Genomic DNA, 13,372 nt, shown 5'->3' on the forward strand with positions numbered 1-13,372 from the left:
ATGGTCGGTTGCGTGGACTTCTTCGAATCACCCGAGGACGAGGCCTTCCGCCTCGAAGCTCGAAAATGGTTACATGCCAACAAACCATCCGAACCTTTGCCCTCACCCGACACTCCGGAGGGGTTCGCGCAGAACCGCGCCTGGGAGCGCACGCTGTTCGACGCCGAATGGTCAGTCGTGTCCTGGCCGAAGGAATACGGCGGTCGCGGACTCGGCCTGTGGGAGTGGATGATCTTCGAGGAGGAGTACTTCGCGGCCGGGCTCGGTCCCCGCGCGGCGCAGAACGGCATCTTCCTCCTCGCGCCGTCGCTCTTCGAATTCGGAACCGAACAGCAGAAACACGAATTGCTGCCGAGGATCGCCGGAGTGGAGGACATGTGGGCGCAGGGCTGGTCCGAACCGGAAGCAGGTAGCGACCTGGCCGGAGTGCGTACCTACGCGGAGCGTGACGAAGATGGGGGCGGATGGCGTGTCTACGGCCGGAAGATCTGGAGTACCCGCGCCGCGTTCTGCGACAAACTGTTCGCCATCGTGCGCACCGAACCGGGGTCGACCCGGCATCGGGGTCTGTCGTACCTGCTGATTGACCTGACAGCGCCGGGGGTGTCCGTCCGCCCTGTGCAGAAGCTCGGGGGTGAGACCGGCTTCGGCGAGGTGACGTTCGACGGGGCCTTCGTCCCGGATTCGGACGTCCTCGGTGGAGCTGGCAACGGGTGGAAGGTCGCAATGGCGACCACGGGGTCCGAGCGTGGCCTGGTTCTTCGATCGCCCGGACGATTCTCCGCAGCGGCGAATCGACTCGTCGACCTCTACCGTGGCACGCCGGGCGCGTCGCCGTCCGCGCGCCGTGAAGTCGTCGATGCGTGGATGGCCGCGGAAGCATACAAGCTGATGGCGATGCGCACGGTCACCACGCTGGCGGACGGTGGCAAGATCGGGGCCGAATCGAGCGCCAACAAGGTGTTTTGGTCCGAGATGGACGTGCACATGCACGAGACCGCGCTCGACCTCCTCGCCGAAGGCGCGGAGCTCGAGGATCCGTGGTCCCACGGTTTCATCACCTCGATGGCGACGCCGATCTTTGCCGGTACCAACGAAATCCAACGCAACATCATCGCCGAACGTGTGCTCGGCTTACCGAGGGGTTGACATGCGCTTCGCTCAGACCGAAGAACAGAGGATGTTCCGCGACTCTGTCGCCGCCGTCGTATCGCGCTCGAGCAAACCGGCCGACGTCCGGGAGGCGTGGGAACTCGACGCCGTGGAGCGTCCAGCCGTGTGGGAAGCGCTAGTGGCCACTGGATTTCCCACCTTACTTGCGCCCGAGGAACTGGGCGGAGGTGGTAGCGAGCGTGAACTTACCGCTGCCCTGGACGAGCTGGGCAGAGCAGCGGCGCCCGGCCCCCTTGTCGAACACGCGGCGGTGGCCGTCCCGCTGCTCGCCGAACTCGCTCCGAGCGTGCTCGAGACTGTGCTCGACGAAGGACAGCTCGTGACCGCGACGGCCGGTTCTGTCGTCCCGTACGCCGCGATGTCCGATTCCGCACTCTTCCTGCGCGGCGACACCATTCACAGGGTAGCGCTCGACGCGCAGTCCGAGACCCCCGCCGCCGCGGCATTCGACAAATCACGGCAGGTGGCCACATTGCCGGACGAAGCTCTCGGCGAAACCACGGTTCTTGCCTCCGGCCCACAGGTCGCGGCGGCGGTTGCCCGAGCCGAAGATCGCGCGGCACTCGGCACCGCATCATTTCTCCTGGGCCTTGCGTCGTCGATGATCGACGCTACCGTCACCTACGACACGATGCGCACCCAGTTCGGCGTGTCGATCGGCAGCTTCCAGGCCGTGAAGCATCATTTGGCCAACGCGTACATCGCCGTCGAATTCGCTCGCCCCGTGGTCGATGCCGCCGCAATGGCCATGAGCGCCTCGTCACCCGACGCTCCGCGACTGTGCTCGATGGCCAAGGCGCTGGCCGGCGAAGCGGGACGCATCACCGCCAAAGCCGCATTGCAGTGCCACGGAGCGATCGGATACACGATGGAAGCCGATCTCCACCTTCACCTGATGCGGACCTGGAGCCTGCTGAACGCGTGGGGCAGCGTAGATCACCATCGCGATCGGGTTGCCGACATGGTGCTCGGTGTCGGGGTGTGACGGTTGCCCGTGGCACCCGCGCGTGAAGAAGGACTAGCCTAGAACGAACAACGAGATCCGCCCGGCCGCCTGTGTGCGCCGGGCGGATCTCGTTGGTGTCGAGAGGATGTGACTTGATCCTCCTCGTACAGCCTCTTCGCGCCGTACGAGGAGGATCAAAACTAGCGAGCGAGGATGGCTGCGGACCCGTGGCCGAACAGACCCTGGTTGACCGAGATGCCCACGCGTGCACCGTCGACCTGACGCTCGCCGGCGTCGCCGCGCAGCTGAGTGGTCAACTCACACATCTGAGCGATCGCCTGGGCAGGTACCGCCTCGCCGAAGCTTGCGAGCCCGCCGCTCGCGTTGACCGGAACGCGGCCACCGAGCTCGGTGGCGCCGTCGAGTAGTAGCTTTTCGGCCTCGCCCGGCGCGCACAGTCCGATGTCCTCATACCAGTCGAGTTCGAGCGCGGTCGACAGGTCGTACACCTCGGCGAGATCCACATCGTCGGGACCTAGTCCCGCCTCCGCATACGCGTGGGCGGCGATCGATCGGCGGAAGCCGAGTTCGGGTGCAGACACCTTCACCGTGGAATCGGTGGCGAAATTGGGCATCTCGATGAGATCGTTCGGGTACACGGGGGTGTTGGTCGAGACCGCCTTGATGCGAACGGGGTTGCCCGCCGATTTGCGCCTCGCATACTCGACACTCGTCAGCACCATCGCGGCTGCGCCATCACTGGTCGCGCAGACATCGAGCAGGTGAAGAGGCTCCGAGACGTACGGGGACGCCAGTACTTCTTCCTCCGTCACGATCTTGCGAAAGCGGGCATTCGGGTTGCTGATGCCGTGCCGGCTGTTCTTAGCCTTCACCCGGGCGAAGTCCTCCGGGGTGGCGCCGTACCGGGCGACCCGACGCTGCGCGTAGAGCCCGAAGTAGGTCGGGTTGGTGGCGCCGAGAAGGCGGAAACGGAGCCAGTCCGGGTCGTTCTCGTCGCTACCCGACGGACCGAAGAACCCCTTCGGCGTCGTGTCTGCACCGACGACGAGAGCGACATCGCAGAGTCCCGAAAGGATATGCGTTCGAGCGGCATTGACTGCCTGAGATCCCGAGGCGCAGGCCGCGAACGAGCTACTTATGCGGGCGCCGTTCCACCCGAGTGCCTGAGCGAAGGTGGAACCGGACACGAGTCCCGGGTATCCGCCGCGCCAGGTATTGGCACCGGCGACCATCTGGACCTCGGACCAGTCGATTCCGGCGTCGGCGAGCGCGGCGCGTGCCGCCACACGCCCGTATTCGATGAAACTCTTTCCGAACTTGCCCCACGGGTGCATACCCACCCCGAGCACTGCCACATCGCTCATGCGACCTCACGTCCTTCCTGATCGAGGGCCCAGCGCCACACGAGTTGTTCCTCATCGTCGGTGCGGACGAGCACTTCGGACACCAGATGCACGCGGTCACCGACAGCGATTCTCGGGCTGTCGGGGCTGAGCTGTCCGAGGACGACCATGCCCTCGGTATGGAGTTCGACCGCAACCACGGTGTAGGGCGTGAACGGTTCTGGACTGACATACGGCGCCGGGGGCTTGTAGTGGTTGACGGTGAACGACCACACGGTGCCGCTCCGGCTCAGGGGCGTGCGGTCGAAGTTCTCACCGTCACACGCCGGGTTGCGGCAGAAGCCGATCTGCGGTGGGAAGAAGATGGATCCGCAGGTGGTGCAGGTGGCGCCCAGCAGGTGCGGTCCCTCGGGGGCGAACCAGTCTTCGCGGGCCGACCGGGTCATGGGTTGGGACATGGGTGTCCTTCGGGGTGGGGGAGTAGGAATCACGTGGCCGCCCGACAGCGCGGGCGGCCACGGATCAGCCTCCGAACGGGTACCAGTGCGGCTCGGTGGCCGGTTCGGCGAGATTGCTCAGGATGGCGCGGGGGCGGGTGTACTTGCGGATTCCCTCGGCCCCACCGAAGCGAGCCCCGACGCCGGAGGATTTCCATCCACCCGAGGGCAGGGCGAGCTGAAAGTTAGTGACACAGGCGTCGTTCACGCAGAGTGCACCGACTTCAAGTTGGCGTCCGAGGGCGATTCCCCGCTCGCGGTCGCCGGTCCAGATGCTCCCGCAGAGCCCGAATTCGGAGTCGTTCGCGAGCCGCATCGCCTCGTCCACGTCGGCCACATTCATGATCGGCACGACGGGACCGAACGTCTCGTCCCGCATGACCGCCATCGAGTGGTCGACATCGACCAGCACAGTGGGCTCGTAGTACCAACCGTCGCCGTCGGCGCGCTTGCCGCCCGTCAGAACCCGGGCGCCGGCAGCGACGGCCTGCTCGACGTGGTCTTCGACGATCCGCAGCTGCGCCTCACTCGACATCGCGCCGACATCGACGGTGAACGGCGACTCGGTATCGGTGCCGAGTCGCAGGGCGCGGGTCTTCTCGGTGACGAGTTCGACGAACCGGTCGTAGATCGGGCCCTCCACATACACCCGCTCGATCGCGCTGCAGCCCTGACCGCCGTTGACGCAGGCACCCCAGACCGCCGCATTGGCGGCGCGCTCGACGTCGGCGTCCGCCAGCACCACCATCGGATCTTTACCGCCGAGTTCGAGGCCGCAGGGGATCAGCCGTTCGCCGGCCCGAGCCGCAACGAGACGCCCCGTGCGCACCGAGCCGGTGAACTGGATCATGTCGACCGTGTCGACTACCGCGACGCCGATGTTGCCGCCACCGTTTACGCAGGCGAGGACGTCGGGAGCGCCGATTTCTTCTCTCCAGGCGCGGACGACTTCGTTCCACGTCAGTGGGGTGAGTTCCGACGGCTTCGAGAGCACGGCCGAGCCGGCCATGAGCGCTGCCGGGATGTCGAGCATCGGCATCGTGAGAGGCCAGTTCCACGGCGAGATGACGCCGACCAACGGGTAGGGCGCGTGCTCGACGATCAGTCGCTGTGTGGGGATGGTTGATTCCGGATGTTCCTCGGCCAGAAGGGTTTCCGCATGGTCGATCCAGTAGCTGGCGACCAGCAGCGAGTAACCGGGTTCGGAGATGGCATCGCCGTACGCCTTGCCCGTCTCCTGTTGGATCATGGCCACGAGGCGTTCGGTGTTGGCGGCGATCCAGTCGCGCCATTTCCGCACCCATTCCGCGCGGCCGCGGGGGCCGATCGCGTGCCATTCCGGTTGGGCGGCGCGCAGTCGGGCGGCGATGTCGACAACCTCGGTGGGCGTCGTGGCCGCCACCGTGGCGACGGTGGAGCCGTCGACCGGACTGCGCACGTCGAGGTGGGAGGCGGTGGCTTCGGAGCCGATGGTGGTGGTCATCTGTGCCTCTCAGATCTTGTTCGTGAATCCGGCGTCGACTGTCATGGTGGCGCCGGTGGTGAACCGGCCTTCGTCGGAGACGAGGTGCAGCACCAGATTGCTCACGTCGTTTGCGTCGATCAGACCGTCGATGGTCGGCAACGGATTCTTCACATTGTCCAGGATCTCGGGATGTGACTCGACGTAGTCGGTGAACGCCTGGTTGAGGATCATCGGGGTGTTCACGCCGGCCGGATGCACGGTGTTGATGCGGATGCGGTCGGCGGCATGTGCGTTGGCCCAGGCCCGCATCAGTCCGACGACTCCATGCTTGGCGGCCACGTAGCCGAGCACACCCGAGGTGCCGTCTCCGGTGCCCTTGAGTCCTGCGGTGGAACTGGTGATGACGACTGCACCGCCGCGATCGCCTGCTTTGATGTGGGGGATAGCGGGGTAGACCGTGTTGTACACGCCGTTGAGCATGACGTCGATCGACTGGTAGTACGCCGAGTCCAGCAGACACTCGTCACCGATCGTCGGCATGATCCCGGCATTGGCCAAGACGATGTCGAGGCGTCCGAACTCCGCGACGCCGCCCTCGATGACCGCTTTGACGGCGTCGATATCGCGGACGTCGGCCTTGCGCAGATACGACTTGCGACCGAACTTTTCGATCAGGCGCCCGGTCTCCTTGAGATCGTCCTCGGTGGCCAGGGGGTACGCGACCACATCGTTGTTCGCGCACACGTCGAACCCGATGATGTCGGCCCCTTCCTCGGCGAGCCGCAGGGCATGTGACCGACCCTGCCCTCGTGCGACTCCCGAGATGAGAGCGACCTTGCCTTCTACACGACCCATGGGATCTCCTTCGACTGTTCCGCGACGTAGAAACGCGAACGTGAATTGTTGAGACTCGCTATGTCATAAAGCTAAAGGACACCCGTCGCGTGGTCAATGGATGCCTGCAAGAGTGACGGTTGGCGCTGCTTGACACTGTGAGAGCTGTCACTCAATATTGAGACCCTTGGTTCAAAATTTGCGTTTCTGGCATCAGGTCGGCAGCGCGCGAACATTGAGGAGATGACATGTCGGATTTGTCAGCGACAAGTCTCACCGATCCACAGACCTGGGTACCCGGCGTGCCGCACGAGGCCTTCGACCTGCTCCGAGAGCACGGTGGCATCTCGTGGGTCGAGCCGCCGACCGGGGGTTATTGGGCACTGACCGGCTACGACGAGATCGCGGCGGTGTCGAAGGATCACGACAGGTTCACTGTCGAGCAGGGCAGCTTCTATCCTCGCCCGGCTCCGGAGGTGCTCGACTCGCAGCGGGGCATGCTGCTGTTGATGGATCCTCCGGACCACACGCGCCTGCGCAGGATGGTGTCGAAGAGCTTCACTCCGCGGGTCGTCAGCAAGTTCAACACGTGGATCCGGGACGTCGTGGTTCAGATCCTTGACGAAATCCCCGAGACCGAATCGTTCGACTTCATCAGCGTCGTCGCTGCGCGCATTCCGGGATTGGTGATCGCGTCGATTCTCGGGATCGACGAGGAGAAGGATCGCGAATTGATCGTCGACTGCGCGAACGACATCTTCGCGATCGACGCCCCTGACGGTCCGGAGCGGCACGTGCGCGCTCAGGAGCGTCTTGCGCAGTATGTCGTCGAGCTACGCGATCACAAGCGTTTGTATCCGGGAGACGACATGGTGACGTCCCTCATCGACGCACGCGACGAGAACGGTGAGCTGCTCACCGACCAGGAATACGTCAAGTACATCGCCCTCCTGGTGCTCGCGGGCTACGAGACCACCCACACCCTCCTCGGGCAGACGATGCTCGCCATGATCAAGCATCCCGAGATCGCCGATCAGTTGCAAGCCGCGGTGGCCGACGGCGGCTCGAGCGGCGCAGTCGAGGAACTCTTGCGATTCGTCACCCCGGTCAACTATTTCTCTCGTACAGCAACGGAGGACGTAGAACTGAGCGGTTGCCGAATTCGGAAGGGCGACGAGGTCGTCCTCTGGTACACCGCGGGAAACCGCGATCCCAAGGTCTTCCCAGAACCGCACCGCTTCGATCCCACCCGAAGCCCGAACATGCACATGGCATTTGGCGGGGGCGGTGTCCATCACTGCATGGGAAACCACGTCGCACGCCTCGAGGTACGGCTCTTCCTCGAGGAAGTCTTCGCACGAGGGCTCAAGTTCGAGCTCGCCGGTGAGGCGGTACGAGGGGCCAACATCTTCGCCAACCAGCTAAAGTCTCTGCCGATCCGTCGCACAGCCGGCGGTGCACGATGAAGGTCCTCGTGAACATGGACCGGTGCGAGTACCACGGCCAGTGTGTGTTCGCCGCCCCGGACCTTTTCGACATCACCGATGACGGCGAACTCGAGTGGGTGGAATCTCCAGACCCCACCAGGAGTGAAGCACTGAAGGCGGCTGTCGGCGCCTGCCCCGTCCAGGCCATCACACTGCAGGACGGGTGAACGTGGAAAAGATCGTCGTGGTCGGAGCCTCGCTGGCCGGCTTACGCACCGCCGAGGCACTCCGCAGACACGGCTTCGCAGGTTCGCTGACCGTCATCGGAGACGAGGCGCACGCACCCTACAACCGCCCGCCGCTCTCGAAGTCGGCACTCGGCGAGAACGCCGAACTCACCGATTTCCAATTTCCACACGATCTGGGCGACGACGTCACGTGGCGACTCGGCGTTCGCGCCGTGTCTGCCGACCTCGACGCGGGCCGCGTCGAACTCGACGACTCGGATATCGAGACCTTCGACGTCCTCGTGGCGGCGACGGGCCTCACCCCGCGGCGCCTCGACCTTCCCGGACCGGCGAAGGGCCGACACGTCGTCCGCACCTATGACGACGCGCGTGCGCTCGCCCCCGAACTGCGCGATCACGGAACGGTGGTGATCCTGGGAGCAAGCTTCATCGGATGTGAAATCGCATCCGCTGCCAGAGCCCTGGGATGTGACGTCACGATCGTCGCGCCGGAAACCGAGCCGATGATCCGGGTGCTGGGCGAGGAACTAGGCGCGGCGATGCGACGCCGCCACGAAGCGAATGGCGTCCGGTTCCTGCTCGGTCGAATGCCGACCGCATGCGAAGGGACGGAACGCGTCGAGAATCTCCACCTCGACGACGGCACCGTGCTCACCGCACCCGTCGTCGTCGAGGCAGTTGGTTGCCGACCCGAGACCGGATGGCTGGACGGCAACGGCCTCGACCTGTCCGACGGCGTACTGTGCGACAACTCCTTGCGTGCCGTCGGACACGAGCGGTTGTTTGCGGTAGGAGACGTCGCCCGGTTCCCCAATCCACTGATCGACGACGTGCCACGCCGAATCGAGCACTGGTCCATGGCCACCGATACCGGCAACCAGGCCGCCCGCACACTGCTGGGGGAGCCCGGGGAGTTCCGACCGGTGCCGAGCTTCTGGAGTGACCAAGTCGGACTGCGCATCCAGGCCTACGGTGTTCCCGGACTCGCCGACCGCCATGAGGTGGCGGTCGGCAAGGTCGACAGCGACGTCGTCGTCCACAGCTACCGGGACGAGCGCCTCGTAGGCGTCATCGGCATCGGACACAGGCGCGCGCTGATCATTGGCCGACAGAGGCTGATTGCCGAGGGAGCAGTGGCGCTGTCGTGACGGGGCGGGTCGGTGCGTCGACGTCATTCACTTACCTGTCGTGAATTACCCACGGAGAGAAAGCGAGAGAGATCATGGGATTGCTCGAAGACAAGGTCGTCTTCATCACCGGCGGTGCGCGGGGCCAGGGCCGAGCGCACGCTGTGACGTCCGCCAGGGAGGGGGCGGACGTGGTTCTCGTCGACGTCGTCGAAGACCTCGAGACCGTTGAGTACCCGCTCGCGCGGGAAGACGACATGGCCCGGACTGTCAAGGAGGTCGAGGCTCTCGGCCGCCGCGCCCTCGGCGTGACGGCCGACGTCCGGTCGCAGAAGCAACTGGACGACGTTGTTCAGCGGGCAATTGCCGCGTTCGGCAAGATCGACGTGCTCATCGCCAACGCCGGAATCTGGTCGGGCAACCCGTTCTGGGAGATCAGCGAGGAACAGTGGGCCGACATGATAGACATCAATCTGTCCGGTGTGTGGCGGTCCGCCAAGGCGGTGACCCCCCACCTCATCGAGCGTCAGACCGGTTCGATCGTCATCACGTCGTCGGTCAACGGCCTCGAGCCGGGACTTGGCTATGCCCATTATGTTTCGGCCAAGCACGGTGTCATCGGTCTGATGAAGAACATCGCACTCGAGTTGGCGCCGCACGGCATCCGATGTAACGCGGTCAGTCCCGGTGCGGTCTACACGGGAATGACAGACAACCAGAAGGCATGGGACATGTATGCCGGGCACCCAGGAGGCACGCGAGATGACGTCATCACGGCCGGCAAGCATTATGGGGCGCTCAAGGGCTCGACGTTCATGTCACCGGATGTGATTGCGAACGCGGCGCTGTTCCTCAACTCGGAGTTGGCGTCGAACGTGACCGGCGTGACCGTGCCGGTCGACTCCGGGCATCTACTTATCGCCGGAGTCAACGCGGCACCAGTCGACTGATCTCGAGGGTTCCGGCGGGGACTACTCGCCGGGACGCAGCGGGACGAACCCGGCGCGGGCCGTGGCGAGTGAATCACCGTACTCAAATAGACGCACGATCTGGCCGTCCGCACAGTGGTAGACCCAGCAGTATTCGTTCCGGTACTCGCCGCCAGAGTGCAGTGTCGCGGTCATGAGCTGACGGACGACTCCGGTGTCACCGTCTACGACGGTCTCCAAGATCTCTCGCTTGATCGAGTCGACATCGAGGATCGGCCCGGTCGTACCACCGGTGAGGGCTTTGACAACTCGGTCGCGCCCGACGAACGGGCGCGGGCGTACCGCGTAGGGCGGGTGCCACTCGACGTTCTCCGCGAGCAGGGCGCTGATCGAGTCCGCGTCGTTGCGGCCGCGCGCCGCGGTGAAGGTCTCGACGATCTCGCGAGTGGACGGTGTACCAGTCATGTGAACGATCACTCCTCTGTGTTCGGATCTGGCGGTCAGCGTATCGTGAAAAACGCTACGAGGGAAAAGTATTCCGTTCCAATGATTGATTCTCAGGAACGAACTATTGAAGAACGACTTTTCGAAAACTGTGAAATCGTCGTGGCGGTGCTGCGACCGACATTGAGGAACGAGGGCCATGAACAACCCCAGAGCACACGCCGCGAGCAGAGCGACCGCGCGTGAAACAGTCGAGCGCTACTACGAGTTGATCGACAACGGTGAGGTTGAAGCTGTTGACGCATTCGTTGTCGAGCACTTCTCGACCGACTCCTTCGTGCATCGGCCGGAATCGTTGCGCGGCGGCGGCCGGCTCGACGGAATCGAGCGGGTCCGCCGATTCTCGACCTCTGCGGCGAAACACAGCGGCGGCCCGGGGGCCATGCGGATCGGGACCGTACTGGTGGACCCTTGTGCTGACGGGTGGAATGTACTGGTGGAGTTGCACTTCCGAATCGGTGATAGCTGGTCACGGGCGTTGGAGTGGTGGACGTTCCGCGACGACAAGGCATCGGGTATTCAGGCGTTCTATTGGGACACCGCGGCGATGATGCTTGCAGCTGCCTCCGCAAATGTGGAGACGGTGTGACTGGGCCGCTCACGGGGATCAAGGTTGTCGAGTTCGCGGGAATGGGGCCCGCGCCGTTCGCCGGGATGTTGCTCGCAGACATGGGCGCAACGGTCGTTAGGGTTCAGCGCGCCGGCGCCGCCGTCCCCGGCGGGCTTCCCGGGACCGGTGCGGAACTGCGTGGTCGCACCGAGGTAATTGCTGATCTGAAGGATGCGGACGACCGTGACTCGGTCCGTCGTCTCGTCGCCGAGGCCGACGTCCTCCTGGAGGGTTACAGGCCGGGCGTCATGGAGCGATTGGGCCTCGGTCCCGACGAGCTGCTGGCCGTCAATCCGCGGCTCATCTACGGCCGGATGACTGGCTACGGCCAGAACGGGCCGTTGGCGCAGGTCCCAGGACACGACATCAACTATCTTGCGATCGCCGGTGTTCTCGGTGCGATTCGACGAGATGGGGAGCGGCCTCTCGCTCCGCTCAATCTCGTCGGCGACTACGGCGGTGGCGGCATGCTTCTCGCCCTCGGCGTCGTCTCCGCACTGGTGCAGGTGGCCCGGACAGGCCGCGGGGAGGTCGTCGATGCCGCGATGGTTGACGGTGCCGCACAGCTGGCGACCCTGTTCTTCGCCTTTCAGTCGGCGGGCGGCTGGGATCGTCCGGGCACCAACCTCCTGGACAGCGGTGCGCCCTTCTACGAGGTATACGAGACAGCCGACGGCGGCCATATGGCGGTCGGCGCTATCGAATCGCAGTTCTACGTGGAACTGCTTCGGTTTCTCGATATCACGACCGCCGACGCCCCGCAATGGGACCGCGACAGATGGCCGCAGACCAAGGAGCGGTTCGCCGCCGTGTTTCGCACGCGAACGAGACAGGAATGGACCGATCTGCTTCAGCACACAGACGCCTGCGCAACCCCGGTCCTCACCCTCGACGAGGCACCTTCCCACCCGCACAATGTCGCGCGGGACTCCTTCCGTCAGCAGAACGAGTTGACGGTTCCGTCCCCGGCACCGCGATTCGGCGGCAGGAAGGCCGGACCCATCGAAACCGTTGCCTTGGTGTTGGTCCTGCAACAATGGGGTCTGTCTGCTGCAGACGTCACGCGGCTCGCCGGCAGGAATGGAGAGCCGTGAGCACGGGAACGAGCCGGATCGAGGTGGAGGCCGGCGTGAGTCTGTCCGTCCAGGACCTTGGGTCCGGCCGCCCGATCATTGCGCTGGCCGGCATCGGTATGTGTCACGACGTCTTCGACGGACTGGTCCGTCGACTTGCGCCGAGTCGGCGGGTGGTGTGCGTGGATCTACGGGGCACGGGGGCGTCGGACAAGCCGCTCGAGGGATACACGATCGAGCGGCATGCAGCGGACCTCGGGGTTGTTCTGGATGCGCTCGATCTTCGCGACGCCGACCTGCTCGGATGGTCCTATGGCGGTCAGGTGGCCTTTCGGATCGCACTCGACCATCCGGAGAGGTTGCGGCGGCTCGTCCTGGTCGGCAGCAACGCGGTCAGTGCCTCCCGGACCGAGAACTATCCATTCGGTTTGCCGGCACAGCGGGTTCTGCCCTCGATGATCGAGGACGAGGCACGCGATCGCATCGGCGCCCGTCGGCGCGCCATCGCCGCGGGCTTCCACGTCCCGCCCACAACGGCGCTGCTGGACTGGCTTGCGGCACTGTCGATCCAGATGCCGTCATGGGCAGCGGTTGCGTCATACGAGAGCTACCTGTGCACCGATCTCAGTCCGCGAGTCGGTGAGCTTACCGTGCCCGTCGTACAAGTGGTCGGCGCGGACGACCCGGTGCATTCCGCCGAAGGCGCGTCTTGGTTACAGGAAAGGCTGGGCAGCGATCTCGTCACACTGCCCGCGTGCGGGCACTACCCGATGTTTGAGGTTCCCCACCGATTCGAGGAAGCAATCGACACGGTGACCTCGGACGGCTGATGGAAATGGCCGAGCCCCGCCGTGCCCGGTCAGTTGGGGAGCGCTCAGGTTCGTTGATCGAATCGGCGAGCGAGGTACTCGGAGGCGATCCGCATCCGCTGGATGTTCGGAGTACCGCCCGCCAGTGCCCAGCCATGCGCGTGACGGCGGAGTCGCTCCACCTCGTACTCGACGGAAACCCATAGCCGCCATGGAGCTGCATGGCGAGGTCGGAGTCCTGCCTGGCCATTTCGCTCGAGAAGCACTTCGCCACCGACCCCGCGAAGGGGGCCGGGAAGCCTGTTCCGGTGTTCTGCGTCGCTCGATAGATAGGAGTCTGGAGGTCGACCTGCATGGCCATCGGCG

The 13,372-nt window shown here is 64.8% G+C and carries 15 protein-coding genes; 9 read left to right on the top strand and 6 right to left on the bottom strand.

The annotated features are described in order from the left end of the window. The first annotated feature begins 12 nt into the window (after positions 1–12). Positions 13–1,149 (top strand): acyl-CoA dehydrogenase family protein, encoded by a 1,137-nt coding sequence (locus JVH1_RS42520; protein WP_009480551.1) that lies wholly within the window; start codon positions 13–15, stop codon positions 1,147–1,149. Between the two features lies 1 nt (position 1,150). Beyond that, complete coding sequence (locus tag JVH1_RS42525) at positions 1,151–2,158, top strand: acyl-CoA dehydrogenase family protein (protein WP_009480552.1); 1,008 nt, start codon at positions 1,151–1,153, stop codon at positions 2,156–2,158. A gap of 161 nt (positions 2,159–2,319) precedes the next feature. Here JVH1_RS42525 and JVH1_RS42530 read toward each other — a convergent pair whose 3' ends face one another. From JVH1_RS42530 to JVH1_RS42545, 4 genes are all read right to left on the bottom strand, one after another. Continuing rightward, a complete protein-coding gene (locus tag JVH1_RS42530) occupies positions 2,320–3,504 on the bottom strand; it encodes a lipid-transfer protein (protein WP_043782825.1) in 1,185 nt (394 codons plus the stop codon). Further along, positions 3,501–3,941: a Zn-ribbon domain-containing OB-fold protein gene (locus JVH1_RS42535; RefSeq protein ID WP_009480554.1), complete on the bottom strand. Its 441-nt coding sequence runs from the start codon at positions 3,939–3,941 to the stop codon at positions 3,501–3,503. Before JVH1_RS42535 ends, JVH1_RS42530 begins: the two co-directional genes overlap by 4 nt. Positions 3,942–4,005: 64 nt before the next feature. Further along, positions 4,006–5,463, bottom strand: coding sequence for an aldehyde dehydrogenase family protein (locus tag JVH1_RS42540; protein ID WP_009480555.1), 1,458 nt, complete (start codon positions 5,461–5,463; stop codon positions 4,006–4,008). Positions 5,464–5,472: 9 nt separating this feature from the next. Beyond that, complete coding sequence (locus JVH1_RS42545) at positions 5,473–6,300, bottom strand: mycofactocin-coupled SDR family oxidoreductase (protein WP_009480556.1); 828 nt, start codon at positions 6,298–6,300, stop codon at positions 5,473–5,475. 227 nt (positions 6,301–6,527) lie between these two features. Here JVH1_RS42545 and JVH1_RS42550 point away from each other — a divergent pair, with 227 nt between their 5' ends. The 4 genes from JVH1_RS42550 to JVH1_RS42565 all read left to right on the top strand — a co-directional run bounded on the left by JVH1_RS42550 (position 6,528) and on the right by JVH1_RS42565 (position 10,031). Then, positions 6,528–7,745: a cytochrome P450 gene (locus JVH1_RS42550; protein ID WP_009480557.1), complete on the top strand. Its 1,218-nt coding sequence runs from the start codon at positions 6,528–6,530 to the stop codon at positions 7,743–7,745. Continuing rightward, the gene (locus tag JVH1_RS42555; RefSeq protein WP_009480558.1) at positions 7,742–7,933 is read left to right on the top strand and encodes a ferredoxin; all 192 of its coding nucleotides are present in this window, start codon (positions 7,742–7,744) and stop codon (positions 7,931–7,933) included. Before JVH1_RS42550 ends, JVH1_RS42555 begins: the two co-directional genes overlap by 4 nt. Then, positions 7,930–9,102 carry an FAD-dependent oxidoreductase gene (locus JVH1_RS42560; RefSeq protein WP_051033832.1) on the top strand — a complete coding sequence of 391 codons (1,173 nt, stop codon included), beginning with the start codon at positions 7,930–7,932 and terminating at the stop codon, positions 9,100–9,102. Before JVH1_RS42555 ends, JVH1_RS42560 begins: the two co-directional genes overlap by 4 nt. Positions 9,103–9,176: 74 nt before the next feature. Next, a complete protein-coding gene (locus tag JVH1_RS42565) occupies positions 9,177–10,031 on the top strand; it encodes a mycofactocin-coupled SDR family oxidoreductase (RefSeq protein ID WP_009480560.1) in 855 nt (284 codons plus the stop codon). A 21-nt stretch (positions 10,032–10,052) separates the two neighbouring features. Here JVH1_RS42565 and JVH1_RS42570 read toward each other — a convergent pair whose 3' ends face one another. Beyond that, complete coding sequence (locus JVH1_RS42570) at positions 10,053–10,475, bottom strand: nuclear transport factor 2 family protein (RefSeq protein WP_009480561.1); 423 nt, start codon at positions 10,473–10,475, stop codon at positions 10,053–10,055. A 247-nt stretch (positions 10,476–10,722) separates the two neighbouring features. Here JVH1_RS42570 and JVH1_RS42575 point away from each other — a divergent pair, with 247 nt between their 5' ends. From JVH1_RS42575 to JVH1_RS42585, 3 genes are read left to right on the top strand one after another with little or no spacing between them, the layout of a single operon-like run. Continuing rightward, positions 10,723–11,103, top strand: a complete 381-nt coding sequence (locus JVH1_RS42575; RefSeq protein ID WP_157174106.1) for a hypothetical protein — start codon at positions 10,723–10,725, stop codon at positions 11,101–11,103. Next, entirely contained in the window at positions 11,100–12,218 is a 1,119-nt protein-coding gene (locus tag JVH1_RS42580) for a CaiB/BaiF CoA-transferase family protein (RefSeq protein WP_009480563.1), read from the top strand. The genes JVH1_RS42575 and JVH1_RS42580 overlap by 4 nt, the downstream gene beginning before the upstream one ends. Further along, positions 12,215–13,027: an alpha/beta fold hydrolase gene (locus tag JVH1_RS42585; RefSeq protein ID WP_009480564.1), complete on the top strand. Its 813-nt coding sequence runs from the start codon at positions 12,215–12,217 to the stop codon at positions 13,025–13,027. The genes JVH1_RS42580 and JVH1_RS42585 overlap by 4 nt, the downstream gene beginning before the upstream one ends. On the opposite strand, the gene JVH1_RS42590 is transcribed toward JVH1_RS42585, so the two are convergent. Next, a complete protein-coding gene (locus tag JVH1_RS42590; protein WP_083849924.1) occupies positions 12,939–13,367 on the bottom strand; it encodes an acyl-CoA dehydrogenase family protein in 429 nt (142 codons plus the stop codon). The two genes, JVH1_RS42585 and JVH1_RS42590, sit on opposite strands and share 89 nt — an antisense overlap. Positions 13,368–13,372: the final 5 nt, after the last annotated feature.

This window comes from Rhodococcus sp. JVH1 (assembly GCF_000280725.2).
Taxonomy (GTDB): domain Bacteria; phylum Actinomycetota; class Actinomycetes; order Mycobacteriales; family Mycobacteriaceae; genus Rhodococcus_F; species Rhodococcus_F jostii_A.